Annotated in this window: 18 protein-coding genes; 11 read left to right on the forward strand and 7 right to left on the reverse strand. The window is 61.1% G+C overall.

Going from position 1 to position 14,348, the window contains the following annotated elements:
* Positions 1-33: 33 nt before the first annotated feature.
* The gene (locus tag ACR0NY_RS05210; RefSeq protein ID WP_170368716.1) at positions 34-1,788 is read left to right on the forward strand and encodes a hypothetical protein; all 1,755 of its coding nucleotides are present in this window, start codon (positions 34-36) and stop codon (positions 1,786-1,788) included.
* 69 nt (positions 1,789-1,857) lie between these two features.
* On the opposite strand, the gene ACR0NY_RS05215 is transcribed toward ACR0NY_RS05210, so the two are convergent.
* The 6 genes from ACR0NY_RS05215 to nthA all read right to left on the reverse strand — a co-directional run bounded on the left by ACR0NY_RS05215 (position 1,858) and on the right by nthA (position 6,025).
* A complete protein-coding gene (locus tag ACR0NY_RS05215) occupies positions 1,858-2,571 on the reverse strand; it encodes a porin family protein (protein ID WP_170368717.1) in 714 nt (237 codons plus the stop codon).
* 86 nt (positions 2,572-2,657) lie between these two features.
* Positions 2,658-2,900, reverse strand: a complete 243-nt coding sequence (locus ACR0NY_RS05220) for a DUF2842 domain-containing protein (RefSeq protein WP_093962533.1) — start codon at positions 2,898-2,900, stop codon at positions 2,658-2,660.
* Complete coding sequence (locus ACR0NY_RS05225; RefSeq protein WP_170337852.1) at positions 2,900-4,195, reverse strand: adenylosuccinate synthase; 1,296 nt, start codon at positions 4,193-4,195, stop codon at positions 2,900-2,902. Before ACR0NY_RS05225 ends, ACR0NY_RS05220 begins: the two co-directional genes overlap by 1 nt.
* Before the next feature lie 218 nt (positions 4,196-4,413).
* Positions 4,414-4,740, reverse strand: coding sequence for a nitrile hydratase accessory protein (locus tag ACR0NY_RS05230; RefSeq protein ID WP_170363116.1), 327 nt, complete (start codon positions 4,738-4,740; stop codon positions 4,414-4,416).
* Entirely contained in the window at positions 4,737-5,414 is a 678-nt protein-coding gene (gene nthB / locus ACR0NY_RS05235; protein ID WP_170368718.1) for a nitrile hydratase subunit beta, read from the reverse strand. The genes ACR0NY_RS05230 and nthB overlap by 4 nt, the downstream gene beginning before the upstream one ends.
* Entirely contained in the window at positions 5,411-6,025 is a 615-nt protein-coding gene (nthA, locus tag ACR0NY_RS05240) for a nitrile hydratase subunit alpha (RefSeq protein WP_170368719.1), read from the reverse strand. Before nthA ends, nthB begins: the two co-directional genes overlap by 4 nt.
* Positions 6,026-6,175: 150 nt before the next feature.
* Between nthA and secG the strand changes: the two genes are divergently transcribed.
* The 10 genes from secG (at position 6,176) to ACR0NY_RS05290 (ending at position 13,873) form a co-directional block, all read left to right on the forward strand.
* The gene (secG, locus tag ACR0NY_RS05245) at positions 6,176-6,541 is read left to right on the forward strand and encodes a preprotein translocase subunit SecG (RefSeq protein ID WP_093962537.1); all 366 of its coding nucleotides are present in this window, start codon (positions 6,176-6,178) and stop codon (positions 6,539-6,541) included.
* Positions 6,542-6,701: 160 nt separating this feature from the next.
* A complete protein-coding gene (locus tag ACR0NY_RS05250; RefSeq protein ID WP_093963011.1) occupies positions 6,702-8,345 on the forward strand; it encodes a CTP synthase in 1,644 nt (547 codons plus the stop codon).
* A gap of 80 nt (positions 8,346-8,425) precedes the next feature.
* A complete protein-coding gene (locus ACR0NY_RS05255; RefSeq protein WP_170368720.1) occupies positions 8,426-8,719 on the forward strand; it encodes a DUF1330 domain-containing protein in 294 nt (97 codons plus the stop codon).
* Between the two features lie 39 nt (positions 8,720-8,758).
* Positions 8,759-9,208 (forward strand): tellurite resistance TerB family protein, encoded by a 450-nt coding sequence (locus tag ACR0NY_RS05260; protein WP_170368923.1) that lies wholly within the window; start codon positions 8,759-8,761, stop codon positions 9,206-9,208.
* A gap of 20 nt (positions 9,209-9,228) precedes the next feature.
* The gene (locus ACR0NY_RS05265) at positions 9,229-9,666 is read left to right on the forward strand and encodes a tellurite resistance TerB family protein (protein WP_170368721.1); all 438 of its coding nucleotides are present in this window, start codon (positions 9,229-9,231) and stop codon (positions 9,664-9,666) included.
* 5 nt (positions 9,667-9,671) lie between these two features.
* Positions 9,672-10,415: a phosphate/phosphite/phosphonate ABC transporter substrate-binding protein gene (locus ACR0NY_RS05270; RefSeq protein WP_170368924.1), complete on the forward strand. Its 744-nt coding sequence runs from the start codon at positions 9,672-9,674 to the stop codon at positions 10,413-10,415.
* A 128-nt stretch (positions 10,416-10,543) separates the two neighbouring features.
* Positions 10,544-11,320 (forward strand): ABC transporter ATP-binding protein, encoded by a 777-nt coding sequence (locus ACR0NY_RS05275; protein WP_093962540.1) that lies wholly within the window; start codon positions 10,544-10,546, stop codon positions 11,318-11,320.
* A 32-nt stretch (positions 11,321-11,352) separates the two neighbouring features.
* Positions 11,353-12,102 (forward strand): transporter substrate-binding domain-containing protein, encoded by a 750-nt coding sequence (locus ACR0NY_RS05280; protein WP_093962541.1) that lies wholly within the window; start codon positions 11,353-11,355, stop codon positions 12,100-12,102.
* An 80-nt stretch (positions 12,103-12,182) separates the two neighbouring features.
* Positions 12,183-13,070 carry an ABC transporter permease gene (locus ACR0NY_RS05285; RefSeq protein ID WP_170368722.1) on the forward strand — a complete coding sequence of 296 codons (888 nt, stop codon included), beginning with the start codon at positions 12,183-12,185 and terminating at the stop codon, positions 13,068-13,070.
* Entirely contained in the window at positions 13,067-13,873 is an 807-nt protein-coding gene (locus tag ACR0NY_RS05290; RefSeq protein ID WP_170368723.1) for an ABC transporter permease, read from the forward strand. The genes ACR0NY_RS05285 and ACR0NY_RS05290 overlap by 4 nt, the downstream gene beginning before the upstream one ends.
* A gap of 25 nt (positions 13,874-13,898) precedes the next feature.
* Here the strand turns inward: ACR0NY_RS05290 and ACR0NY_RS05295 are convergent, their stop codons facing one another.
* Positions 13,899-14,186, reverse strand: a complete 288-nt coding sequence (locus ACR0NY_RS05295) for a sll1863 family stress response protein (protein ID WP_170337839.1) — start codon at positions 14,184-14,186, stop codon at positions 13,899-13,901.
* Between the last annotated feature and the right edge of the window lie 162 nt (positions 14,187-14,348).

The raw sequence follows: 14,348 nt of genomic DNA on the forward strand, positions 1-14,348 counted from the left end.
GGCTCTGTGTAGTTTGTAGAGGACGTGCGTCTGATGGTACAGAACAACAAGGTATTGACCGTTTCCTACGGAACCTTCTCATGCACTTTGGAAGGCTTTGACGATTCCTTTGAGACGATGAAGGCGATTGCCGAATACTTCCGCGATCTTGCCGCGGATGACAGGTATTTCGGCTCCGAGCCTCCTCAACCAGACGCAGAAATGTTGACCCGCATCGCTCAGCGTGACGCTTCGCGCCGTGTGGAAGCCAAGCAGAACGACACCGGACTGCTGCTGCGCGCCACGGACGAAGCCCATGATGCGGCCCCGCAACAACCCGCACCCGCAGCCAGAACACCGGCGCCCGCCAGCCCTGACCTGAGCGTGGTCGACACGGCACCGGCGGCTGGTGCTGCCGCATTCTTTGCCGATGCCGAGCCAGTCGAATCCGCAGCCCCCCAAGGCGCCGACAGCATCGCCGCCAAGCTGCAGCGCATTCGCGCGGTCGTCTCGCATAATGACCAGACGCCCCCCGCGTACAGCGAAGACGAAGACAGCGGTTTTCTAGCCTCGCCCGAGCCCCAGATTGACGCCATCTCGGCCGCATTCGAAGCCGGAGCGCTCAGCCCCGACGATTTGGATGCAACTGAAGAGGTGATACAGGAAGATGCTCCGGTAGAAGCCACACAACAGCCCACGGACCCGTTTGTCGACCTGGCCGAGGAAGAACCTCAGGCCGCAGTCGAATTCGAAGCGGGAGAAGAATTCCAGGCAGCACCGGAAGTCGAAGCGGAGGCTGAAGTTGAAGCGGAGGCTGATGAAGCTGCCGAGGATGCTCAGGAAGTTGAAGCTGATCTGGAAGAGGCTGAGGAAGCCGCAGCGGAAGAAACGTCCGAACACGACCAGGCCGCCAGTGATGAAGAAGCCTCGTCCGACATTCTCTTCGCGGATCTTGAAGAGGACACCGACTCGGAGCCCGAGGCTGACGACATCCTCAACATTCTGGGTGACCAGCCCGAAGATGCCGATGAGGAAGTCTCTGAACTCGCGGAAGACGGCGTCCTGACCGCCGAAGACGAAGAGAGCATCCTGGGTGAGATCTCGGAAATCGAGGCGGAAATGGATGCGCGCTCGAAACGCGACGCAAACAAGCCTCAGGACATGGACTCGGACGTGTTGCGCCTGATGGAGAAGGCCGACGCCCAAATGGACGACCCGGCCACTTCGGACAAGCGGGAAACTTATTCCCACCTGCGCACAGCTGTAGCAGCCACCGAAGCTGAAGGCGGCAAGGCCCGCGATGCGGATGAGGACGAAAACCAGAAATATCGTGGAGACCTGGCCTCGGTCGTCAGCCCCCGTCGTCCCGAAATCCATGTCACCAGCATGCGCCCCGAGTCGGATACGGCCGCGCCGCTCAAGCTGGTTGCCGAGCAGCGCATCGATACGCAGGACGCGGACGCCGGTCCGGTCATCCCACGCCGCGTGACCGCAGCACAAGACGACGACGCATCCGAAGAAGGCGGCTTTGCCCATTTCGCTCAGGAGCAGGGCGCACAATCCCTGCCCGACCTGCTGGAGGCGGCGGCGGCCTACCTGTCTTTCATCGAAGGTCAGGAGCAGTTCTCGCGTCCGCAGCTGATGAACAAGGTGCGGTCACTCAAGCAGGATGAGTTCAACCGCGAAGAAAGCTTGCGTTCGTTCGGCCAGCTTCTGCGCGATGGAAAGATCGAAAAAGCCGGCGGAGGGCGCTTTGCCGCCTCGAACCAGATCGGCTTCCGCCCCGACGACAAGCGCGCCGCGGGCTGACAAGACCCCCCAACTGCCCAAGACAGGCCGGAGATCCTCTCCGGCCTTTTTTGCATTTTGCGTGAAAGCTCAGAACTTGAACGCCAACGCCACGTACGGGCCGGTCAGTATAAGATCGACAACGTTGCGGCCGTCCTCAAAATCAACGCTCAGATGACGGTAGCCGGCTGCAACATCGATGGTCTCGGTCCAACTCCAATTGGCTTGAACGAGGGCTTCCCACTGGAATTTCGACCCATATCCAAAACCACCGATGTTGCCCATGGCCGCAAGTTTCCACCGCTCATTCAGCGCACGAGAGTATCGCGCCCCGATGATTGGATCTGTCCAGCTTTGGTCAGTGCTTGCCGTGAAACCGGCCACGGTTGTCGACAGATCAAGATCCCAATGGCGCAGCCCGCCCAGCACCTCAATTCGGGACTGGCTGTCCTCTGCCACCGCGTAGCTGCCCGCGAGCGAGGTCATTATCCCGTCCAGCTCCCAGCTCGCGGCGTTGCTGAATGGTCCGATGGAAACGGTGTCGCCCAGATTCAGATAGTTGAACTCGGCTCCGATCGTCCAACGCCCATTCCGGGCCTCGCCCGCGATCAGAAATGCACTGTTTAGAATGTCGAAGATGGATTTGCTGCCATCAACCGGAGGGTTCGGCCCAATATCCAGAGAGGTTCTGAAATCCGGCCCCCAGAGATAAGGGGCAATGACGAACTCCCAATCATCAGCCCAGACGGCGCCCGAACTCAGGGTTGCGAGACTGGTCAATGTGACCAAAACAGCATTCTTCATCAAGGATCCACCTGCCGACTTGTGCTTACCGAAACTGTTTTTCGGACAAGCCTGTCACGTCGGCAGGTTTCTTACAACGGTCTGGCCTATTGCTGATCTTGATCCGGGTCTTCTTTGCCAACGCCACGAAACACAAATTTGAATGGCAGCGCCCACAGAACACCCAAAACCACATAGACCAGCAGTTCGACCAGGATCGATGGTCGGTCCAGCCAGTTCACGATGGTGACCACTGCTACAATGTACAGCGGCAGCCCCACCAGCAACAGAACCAGCGACCACCGTCTGCGGGCCTTGTAGCTGAGGCCGGGTTTGTCCGCGCCTGCCATCAGTCGGCAAACGGGTCGGTCACCAGGATGGTGTCGTCCCGCTCCGGGCTGGTAGACAGCAGCGCCACCGGGCATTCGATCAGTTCTTCCACCCGGCGGACATATTTGATGGCGTTTGCCGGCAAGTCTGCCCAGCTGCGCGCGCCCTCGGTGGACTCGCTCCAGCCCGGCATTTCTTCATAGATCGGTGTGCACCGCGCCTGCTGATCCGCAGCCGTGGGCAAATAGTCCAAACGCTTGCCGTCCAGTTCGTAAGCGACACAGATTTTCAGCGTCTCGAACCCGTCCAGAACATCGAGCTTGGTCAGGGAAATTCCGTTGACGCCGCTTGTGGCGCAGGTTTGCCGCACGAGGCAGGCGTCGAACCAGCCGCAGCGGCGCTTGCGGCCTGTCGTGGTGCCGAATTCATGTCCGCGCTCTCCTAGTCGCTGTCCGTCGGCGTCGTGCAGTTCGGTCGGGAACGGGCCTTCGCCAACACGGGTGGTGTAGGCCTTCACGATACCCAGAACGAAGTCGATCGACCCCGGACCGATCCCCACGCCCGTCGCCGCCTGCCCTGCAATCACATTCGAAGAGGTCACAAACGGATACGTGCCGAAATCGATATCCAGCAAGGCACCCTGAGCGCCTTCGAACAAGATGCGCTTGCCCGCTTTGCGCTTTTCGTTCAGCACTTTCCAAACGGGAGCCGCAAAAGGCAGGATCTGCGGAGCGATTTCCTTCAATTGGGCGATCAATGCGTCACGATCCACGGCATCGATACCCAAACCCTTGCGCAGCGGGTCGTGGTGCTGCAACGCCCTATCGACCCGAGCCTCCAGAGTCGCCTCATCCGCCAGATCGGCCACACGCACCGAGCGGCGACCGACCTTGTCTTCATAGGCCGGGCCGATCCCGCGCCCGGTCGTGCCAATCTTGGTGCCCTTGCTCGCTGCTTCCTCGCGCGCGCGGTCCAGCTCGCCGTGGATCGGTAGGATCAAGGGTGTGTTTTCGGCGATCATCAGCGTTTCAGGCGTAATCTCGACGCCTTGCGCACGGATCGTTTCGATCTCTTTCAGCAGATGCCAGGGATCCAGGACAACGCCGTTGCCGATCACGCTCAGCTTGCCACCACGCACCACACCAGACGGCAGTGCATGCAGTTTGTAGACCTCGCCATCGATGACCAGCGTATGCCCGGCGTTGTGCCCGCCCTGAAAACGCGCGATCACGTCTGCCCGCTCGCTGAGCCAGTCGACGATCTTGCCTTTTCCTTCGTCACCCCATTGGGCGCCGACAACAACCACATTGGCCATATCCGGTCCTTTTTGCGCTGAGTTACCAAACCCGGCTCATATAGCGGGGCGCAGGCAACAGGGAAACCGGTAATTCGCCGCAGCCACCAATCGCGCCGACGCGCAATGCTGTTGTCGGGGATCATGGCCACCGGACGGAGTCCGCGCCGCTGTTCATTTGGCTTAAAAGATGCCGGGATACCCCCCGGAACGGGCAGCACCTTGAAAGCCAACTTGCGCTACAGGCGTACCGGCATTCCGTGAGGCGTCTTCAGATACGCCTCCTCCCAAGCTGCGCGCATTTCGTGGACTTCTTCGGGCAATGCCGTTTCCTGCTCTGCCAAAACCGACTCGAGCGTTTCGAGCCAGGCCATGAAATAGTCATCGCCCCCGTCCAGCTCGCGGTTCAGCCCGTGGCGCCGCAAAGTCTCGGAGAACCGGGCGGCCCAATCGGTCCAGGAAATCCGACCGGCTTCGTTCAACGCCACCGTCACCGCAAACACCTGAGCGTGCCAGGGGTTCTCAAAAACTGGACTTGGGGCATTGTGATCGGGACAGATGCTCATGCGGGTTCCAGATAGCTTTGCCAGAGATCCAGAATCACCTCGTCATCCGGGTGTTCGGGATCGACCCACAGTTCCGACGCGGGAAAAGCAACGGCATAAAGCGGCTCGGGCGCTTCACCCAGGCCATGCGCGCTGGCGTCCGGCAAGACATGTGTGCCGTGAAACCGCAAAATTCGTCCGGTCGCGCCCGCGCCGTAAGCGGGCAGCCGCGTGTGTCCCCCATCAACAAGACGATTGGCAGAAGGGCGCAGCGTGCGAACGGTCTGGCCGACCTCAAAAGCGACAGGGGTATTCGACGGGCGATCGGCCGGTCCGCCTTTGGCCAGAACTCTGGCCACCGCATCTGCCGGAAGCTTTCGCGGAGCAAGCGGATGTGGCTCGTCAACGCCCTGCCCGCGCAGATCCTCGATCCGCAGAACTCCGGCCTCGACCAAAAGGTCGGCCAGGGCGGAAATCCATTTCTCGTAATAGCTGAACCGGGCATAGTCCTTGGGGGACAGCCTTTCCCGCGCATGGCGCGACGTGTCGATGTTCCATTGGCCCAACGCGCCCGCAGCCAGTGTCACGGCAAGGGCCCGCGCGTGCCAGTCTTCGGCAAAAACCGGCGCGTCTTCAGGCTCGGGACGCACCGGCCCGTCGCCGAACCGCCCGCCCATGTCGTGGACACGGGTCATGCTGGCACCTTCGGCAAACCCGTACCGATCATACTGTCGCGCGTGACCAGCGCGGCGAGGTCCCCTTCGCTCAGATCGTCAGTGCCTTCCGGGCGCATGGGCAAAACCAGATACCGTATTTCGGCGGTCGAATCCCAGACACGAACTGCGGTTCCTTTGGGCAGTTCAACTCCGAACTCAGCCAGGACGCGGCGCGGCTCGCGCACGGCACGGGCGCGGTATGCGTCAGATTTGTACCAGCCCGGGGGGATGCCCAACAGCGGCCATGGGTAACAGCTGCACAAGGTGCAAACGACCATGTTGTGCGTCTGGGGAGTATTCTCGACCACGACCATATGTTCGCCCTGCCGGCCATAAAACCCCATCTCAGAGAGCACAGGCGTGGCATCGTCCAGCAGGGCGCGTTTGAACTCCGGGTCAGACCAAGCTTTGGCGACAACCTTCGCACCGTTCTGCGGACCGATCCGGTTCTGATAGGTGTCGATGATCTCGTTCAGAGCGGCCGGATCGATCAAACCCTTGCGGGTCAGGATCGTCTCAAGCGCTTTGACGCGCAAAGCGGGGTCCGGGGGCAGCAACGCGTGCGGGTGGTCGTGGTCGTCATGTGGCATGGCCGCAGCCTGAGCCAGGCACCGCCGGGTGTCCAGCCCCATTTGACCTGTTCGGCACAATCCCCTGCGGTGATGGCAACTCGTGGCTTGCCCCCGGCCTCAAACTTGCTTAAGTACCCGGCGATACACGCCACGCCGCACAGGAACACCATGGAAAACGTCGTTCTCATCATCCACCTTCTTTTGGCTTTGGGCCTGATCGCCGTTGTTCTGCTGCAGCGGTCCGAAGGCGGTGGCCTGGGCATGGGTGGCGGCGGTGGTGGCGCCATTGCAGGACGTTCGGCAACGACGGCACTGGCAAAGGTGACCTGGATCCTTGCAGCCTGCTTCATCGTCACCTCGATCACCCTGACGATTCTTGCCGCGGAAAAATCGGCTGGAAGCTCGGTCATCGACCGACTTGGCGTTCCGGCTCAGGACGCGACCGAAGAGAGCACACCTGCTGTTCCCTCGGCCGAGGACCTGCTGCCGCCGGCGCAGGGCGACAACGCGCCGCTGATCCCACAGGCCGACTGATCCACAAAACCTAGAAATCTGAAAGAGAACCACAACAGCATCTTGCGGTTCTCTTGCGCTTTTTGCGCGAATCCTTTATACGTGAAGTCCCGTGATGCTGCGGTTTTTTCGAACCGCCGGGCAGTTGATGTTGACGTCTCACGGGGGCAGCCGAAGAAACATGGCACGATTTATTTTCATCACTGGTGGTGTTGTTTCATCCTTGGGCAAAGGGCTGGCGTCCGCTGCTCTGGGTTCGCTTCTGCAGGCTCGGGGATACTCGGTTCGGCTGCGCAAGCTGGATCCCTACCTGAATGTCGATCCCGGCACGATGTCGCCGTTCGAACATGGTGAAGTTTTCGTCACCGACGACGGGGCCGAGACCGACCTGGACCTGGGTCACTACGAACGCTTCACGGGTGTTGCCGCACGAAAGACCGACTCGGTCAGTTCGGGGCGGATCTATTCAAACGTTCTGGAAAAGGAACGCCGCGGCGACTATCTGGGCAAGACCATTCAGGTGATCCCGCACGTAACCAACGAGATCAAGGACTTCATCGCCATCGGCGAGGATGAGGTCGATTTCATGCTGTGCGAGATCGGCGGCACCGTGGGCGACATCGAAGGCCTGCCCTTCTTTGAAGCCATTCGCCAGTTCAGCCAGGACAAGCCGCGCGGACAGTGCATTTTCATGCACCTGACCCTGTTGCCTTACATCAAGGCCTCTGGCGAGCTGAAGACCAAGCCCACCCAGCACTCGGTCAAGGAACTGCGCTCGATCGGCCTGGCACCCGACATCCTGGTCTGCCGTTCCGAAGGACCGATCCCGCAGAAAGAGCGCGAAAAGCTGGCTCTGTTCTGCAACGTGCGCCCCGACGCGGTAATCGCCGCGCAGGATCTGTCGACCATTTACGACGCGCCGCTGGCCTATCACCGCGAAGGTCTGGATCAGGCTGTGCTCGACGCATTCCAGATCAGCCCGGCGCCCAAGCCCGACCTGTCGAAGTGGGAAGACGTCAGCGACCGAATCCACAACGCCGAAGGCGAAGTGAAGGTCGCAATCGTCGGAAAGTACACCCAGTTGGAAGACGCCTATAAGTCCATCGCCGAGGCGCTGACCCATGGTGGAATGGCCAACCGCGTCAGGGTCAAAGTTGAGTGGGTCGATGCCGAGATTTTCGACACCGAAGACCCCGGCCCGCATCTGGAAGGGTTCCACGCCATCCTCGTTCCCGGCGGTTTTGGCGAGCGCGGCACCGAAGGCAAGATCAAGGCTGCGCAATATGCCCGCGAACACAAGGTGCCGTATCTGGGCATCTGTCTGGGCATGCAGATGGCAGTGATCGAAGCCGCGCGCAACGTGGCCGGCATTTCCGGAGCGGGATCAGAGGAATTCGACCACGAGGCCGGCAAAAAACGCTTTGAACCGGTGGTCTATCACCTCAAGGAGTGGGTTCAGGGCAACGCCAAGATCGAACGCAAGGTTGGTGATGACAAGGGCGGCACCATGCGTCTGGGTGCCTACAACGCGGTTCTGACCGAAGGCTCGAAAGTGGCCGAGGTCTATGGCAGCACCCAGATCGAAGAACGGCACCGCCACCGCTATGAGGTGGACACCAAGTATCGCGAACAACTTGAGAAAGCCGGTTTGAACTTCTCGGGGATGTCACCCGATGGACGCCTGCCCGAGATCGTCGAATGGTCAGACCACCCGTGGTTCATCGGTGTGCAGTACCACCCGGAACTGAAATCCAAACCTTTCGATCCGCACCCGTTGTTCCGCGACTTCGTGCGCGCGGCCAAGGACACGTCGCGTCTGGTCTGAAGCGGACTGTTCGGCTTGGCCTTGCTTTGCAAAGCGTTCCGGTTCAGTTTGAGCCGGAACGGACAAAAGGAGCAGACCGCGTGAGCAAAGGATATTGGGTGGCCCATGTCGATGTAGACGACATGGAGACCTACAAGACCTACATCGCTGCCAATGGCGAGGCGTTTGCCGAATACGGTGCCCGTTTTCTGGTCCGCGGTGGAGATCGTCAGGTGCGGGAAGGCGCAGCGCGGGCGCGAACCGTCGTTGTCGAATTTCCCAGCTACGAGGCCGCCCTGGCCTGCTATGAAAGCGACCTGTACCAAAAGGCAAAAGCCTTGCGCGATCCAGTTTCATCCGGTGATCTGGTGATCATCGAAGGGTATGACGCCTAGCACGGACACAGTGACAGAAATACGGATTCCCCAATGCCACTGCTAAAGAATTTCCTGCAAGCTTTGCGCCCTCCTCAGCAGACCACGCTGCCGGACCCTGATGCGGAACTGGCGCTTGGCGCCTTGCTGGTACGTGTTGCGCAGGCCGACCGCGACTACAAGATCGAGGAAATCAGCCTGATCGACCGCATCCTGGCACGGCTCTATCAGCACAACGCGATCGAGGCCGCCAAGGTCCGCGCCACCTGCGAGAAGCTGCACGCCGCAGCCCCCCACACGGATACCTTCGGCAAACTGATCCGCGAAACGACGGATTTGCACGAACGTCTGGCCGCGATGGAGGCCCTTTGGGAGGTTGTGCTGGCCGACGGGAATTCGGACGAGGGCGAGATCAAGATTGTCGAAGAAGCGCGTATCGCCATGGGCCTCAGCTACAATGACAGCCAGGCCGCGCGCGAACGGGTGCAAAGCCGCTTGGACGCGGACTGAGTGGCCGCTATATCTAGGCCATGTTCAACGCCTTTCTGTCCCGGCTGACCCAGCCGCAGCCCGACCCACTGACCGATGACGACGCCCGGCTGGCCTTGGCCGCCCTGCTGGTTCGCCTTGCCCGGTCCGATGATGACTATGCCGATACCGAGATGTCGCGCATCGACAAGGTTCTGGCCGAGCGCTATGGCCTTTCGCCGTTCGAGGCCGCAGGGCTGCGTGCCCAGGCCGAAGACCTCGAGGCCGAGGCCCCTGATACCGTCCGCTTTACCCGGGCTATCAAGGATGCGGTGCCGTACGACCATCGCCTTGGCGTGGTTCAGGCGCTGTGGTCGGTGGCGCTGGCCGACGGTCAGCGCTCGCAGGACGAGGACTCGCTGCTGCGACTGGTCGTCAGCCTTCTGGGCGTCAGCGACGTGGATTCAGCCCTAGCCCGGCAGAAGGTCGCCAAATCGTGACGGCGATGCTGGGCATGTACGACTTGCCCGCTTTGCAACCTGCCAACGATCGCTTTTGGAGTTTGATTCGCGCACATTTGGGCGAAGGTCCGAACCATTTGACCCGCGATCGTGATTTCTGGGACATCTGGCAGGATCCGAGCCTGGTTTTTGCCCAGACCTGCGGTATGCCTTATCGCACGCGCCTGCACGGCAAGGTGCACCTGGTTGGCACTCCAGATTATGACTTGCCGGGCTGTCCGCCGGGACACTACTGCTCGGTTTTCGTGGCCCGCGCCGATGACGCGCGCGATCTGCCTGAACTGGCACTGGGCATTTTTGCCTATAACGAGGCGCTGTCCCAATCGGGCTGGGCCGCGCCGGTCACGCATCTGTCCGAACTGGGCCTTACGCCGTTACGCCTGCTGGAAACCGGCGGACACGCTCTGTCGGCGCATGCGGTGGCCGACGGCCACGCCGATTTCGCATCGTTGGACGCACTTACATGGGTGCTGCTGCAAGAGCATAACGATCTGGGCCAGCGCCTGCGCCCGGTGGAAAGCACGCGCCCCACCCCGGCGTTGCCCTACATCACTGCGATCGCGCGCGATCCGTCCCCGGTCGCCGCCGCGGTTCGCGCCGCGATCTCAGACCTTTCCCAGGCTGATCGCGCAGCGCTGCACATCCGCGGGTTGATCGACATTGCCGCCGATCTCTACCTGGCCGTTCCCAACCCGCCATCGCCTGCGGCGTTGCTGCCCGAAAGCTGACCAATTTGACCACTGACCGTGGCCGAATCGGAGGTTTCAGGACTTGAACTTGTCATTTGCGCATTGCATTGCTCTTGTTTTTCGGCCCTAGTACCGCATCAACGCACTCAACAACTCCAGGACGACCCGTGACTGACAGCACTCCCGTCATCGAGATCAAGAACCTGCACAAAAGCTTTGGCAATCTCGAAGTCCTCAAAGGAGTGGACATCACCGCCCATCGCGGCGACGTGGTGTCGCTGATCGGATCATCCGGGTCGGGCAAATCCACCCTGCTGCGCTGCTGCAACCTGCTGGAAGACAGCCAGGAGGGCGAAATCTTGTTCAAGGGCGAGCCGGTGCGCTGGACCGGAACTCGCGATCACCGCCGCCCCGCCGATCCAAAGCAGGTGCTGCGCATCCGTACCAACCTGTCGATGGTGTTTCAGCAGTTCAACCTTTGGGCCCACATGACCATCTTGCAGAACGTGATGGAGGCCCCGATTACCGTGCTGGGCCGTGACCGGCACGAGGTCGAGGACAGCGCCCGCAAATACCTGGACAAGGTTGGCATCGGCGACAAATGCGACGCCTATCCGGCACAGTTGTCGGGCGGCCAGCAACAGCGCGCCGCGATCGCGCGGGGCCTGTGCATGGAGCCCGAGGCGCTGCTGTTCGACGAGCCGACCTCGGCGCTCGATCCCGAGCTGGAACAGGAAGTGATCAAGGTGATCAAGGATCTGGCCGCCGAAGGCCGCACCATGATCATCGTCACGCACGACATGCAGATGGCGGCCGACATCTCAAGCCACGTGGTGTTTCTGCACCAGGGCCTGATTGAAGAAGAAGGCTCGCCCGAAGATATTTTCACTGCTGCCGAATCCGAAAGGCTTCGGGGCTTTCTCTCCGCCACAAAGGCGGCGTAAAATCAGGACAGAACCAAACAGGGGAGTTACCAATGAAAAACCTGATTCTGACCACTGCAGCGCTGGCGCTTGGCGCTGGTATGGCCATGGCCGACACGGTCCGCATGGGCACCGAGGGCGCCTATCCTCCGTACAACTTCATCAACGACGCCGGCGAGATCGACGGCTTCGAGCGTGAGGTCGGCGACGAGCTGTGCAAACGCGCCCAGCTGGAATGCGAATGGGTCAAGAACGACTGGGATTCGATCATTCCGAACCTGGTCTCGGGCAACTACGACACCATCATCGCGGGCATGTCGATCACGGCCGAGCGTGATGAGGTCATCGACTTCACTCAGGACTACTACCCGCCGACCGCTTCGGCCTATGTGGCCACCTCGGCTGATGCTGACGTTACCGGCGGCGTCGTCGCCGCACAGACCGCCACCATCCAAGCCGGCCACGTGGCCGAGTCGGGCGCAACTCTGGTTGAATTCGCAACGCCCGAGGAAACCATCGCCGCCGTGCGCAACGGTGAGGCTGATGCCGTTCTGGCCGACCGCGACTACCTGGTGCCGCTGGTCGAGGAATCGAATGGCGAACTGGTCTTTGTCGGCGATCCGGTCCCGCTGGGCGGTGGCGTCGGCATGGGCCTGCGCGAAAGCGATGCCGAACTGCGCGGCAAGTTCGATGCCGCCATCACCTCGATGAAAGAGGACGGCACCCTGAACGAGATGCTGAAAAAGTGGTTTGGTGAAGACACCGCCACCTACGCACCTGACGGCTCGGTCGTCACCAACTAAGCATCCGGTCCTGCGGTTCGGCGCCACGCGCGCCGAACCCACCCCGGCCCGCGCCGGGCCAGACGTTCGAAAGACGCCCCATGTTTTCCTACTGCGCTGATCCCGACACGCTCGGCACGTTCCGCTGGTTTTCATGCTATCTGACCAACGGCGTGCACTGGTCGTTCTACCTGTCGTTCATCAAGGTTCTGGCCTTGCTGGCGGTGACGGCCCCGGTGGCGTTGGCCTTCGGCTTTGCGGGGGCGATGGCGGCGCGATCGCATATCCCGCCGCTGGGCTGGCTGGGCAAGGCCTATATCGCCATCGTGCGCGGTGTGCCCGACATTGCGTTTTTCCTGTTCTTCGTGATCGCCCTGGACCAGGGGTTCGAGTGGATGCGGCATCAGGTGCTGTGTCCCGACTGGACCGATCCGATCCGCCAGGGCAACGACTTCCTCGTCTGCCCCGCCGCCAAGCTGCCGCTGGGCACCGCACCGGAATGGGTGCACGAAACCTACGGCTTTTTCTTGGCCGTCATCACCTTTTCGATCGTATTCGGCGCCTTCGCCGCCAACGTGCTGTTCGGCGGTATGCGCGCCGTGCCGCTGGCGCAGCTTGAAACCGCCGAGGCCTATGGCATGACCCGCCGCCAGACCTTCTGGCGTATTCTCGTGCCGCAGATGTGGGTCTATGCCCTGCCGGGCCTGTCGAACCTGTGGATGGTGCTGATCAAGGCCACGCCCCTGCTGTTCCTGCTGGGGGTCGAAGACATCGTCTATTGGGCGCGCGAGTTGGGCGGCACCAAGACCTCGAAATTCACCGCCTATCCGCATGGCGACTGGCGCATGTGGTACTTCCTGTTCCTGCTGGTTTTCTACCTTGGCATGACCCGCGTTTCCGAGATCGGCCTCGAACGGCTGATGCGCCGCCTGTCGCATGGCCAGGCCACATCGGGCGGAGAGCTGCTGCGCAAGGAGACCACCGCATGAGCTGCCTGCAGACCATCCAGGATTACGGCCTTCGTTCGATCGGGTTTGGTGAGCGCCTGCTGCCGCGCAGCGATTTCACCCTGTGCGAACAGTTCACCCTGATCGGTTCGGGGATGATCTGGAACATCTATTTCGGCGTGATGGCGCTGGCCACCGGGTTCTTCATAGCCACGGCCGTGGCCCTGGGCAAGGCGTCCAGCCGCAAGTGGCTGCGCAAACCGTCCGAGTGGTTCATCTTCATCTTCCGCGGCTCACCACTGTTCATCCAGTTCTTCTTTGCGTACTTCCTGTTCCTGTCGCTCAAGAAGACCTACCCGATGTTCGACGCCTTCACCTCGGCTTGGCTGGGGGCGCTGATCGTGCTGTTCCTGAACACCGCCGCCTATTCGGGCGAGATCTTCTATGGCGCGCTGCGGTCGATCCCCAAGGGAGATATCGAGGCCGCCGATGCCTACGGCATGTCCGGCTGGTCCCGCTTCCGCCGGATCGTGTGGCCCACCATGCTGCGGTTGGCCTGGCCCGCCTACACGAACGAGGCGATTTTCCTGTTCCATGCCACCACGCTGGTCTTCTTCTCGGCCTTCCCGGCCTGGCAACAACGCGGGGACGCGCTGTACTATGCCAGCTATTTCGCCGACAAGACGTTCAACCCGTTCGTCCCCTACCCGATCCTGGCGTTCTACTTCATCCTGCTGACACTGGTGATCGTGGGCGTATTCGGCCTGATCAACAAGCGGCTGAACCGGCACCTGCCGGTGGCGCGCAAGGCCAAGATGCGGTTCCGCCTGAACCTGGCGCGCTGAGGCGCCAAGCCCTTTAACTGTCGTTTCACTTAAAGCGCGCCATCGCGGCGTCAAAAGCCTCGGACATGTTGTCCCACGCCTTGTCGAACCCGGCTTTCATATCGGCCCAGGCCGCGTCACTGGCCTTGCGCATTTCCTTCAATTCGGCCTCGGCCTTGTCCCGCTGCGCCCGCATTTCTTCCAACTGCTTTTGGTACTGGATTTTACTGTCCGCCGCGGCCTCGTCGATCTTGGCCTTGGTCTTGTCGATTTCGGCGTTCCACTGGTCCAGCATGGCCTTGGCTTTTTCGACGTAAACATCTCTTTCCGACATCCGAATATTCCTTTCCTGTGAAAAAATTCCTGACTGCGGATCACAGCGTAACCCAGCCCTCGCGATTCCCCCAAATACGCATCCGAGTACTGATCCGAGCCGGCCAGTCGAAGTTGTGCAAACCCTGCAATGCAGGTGCTGGAATGTGTACAAGTCCTGATG

It is taken from the genome of Ruegeria sp. BJ5 (assembly GCF_056537865.1).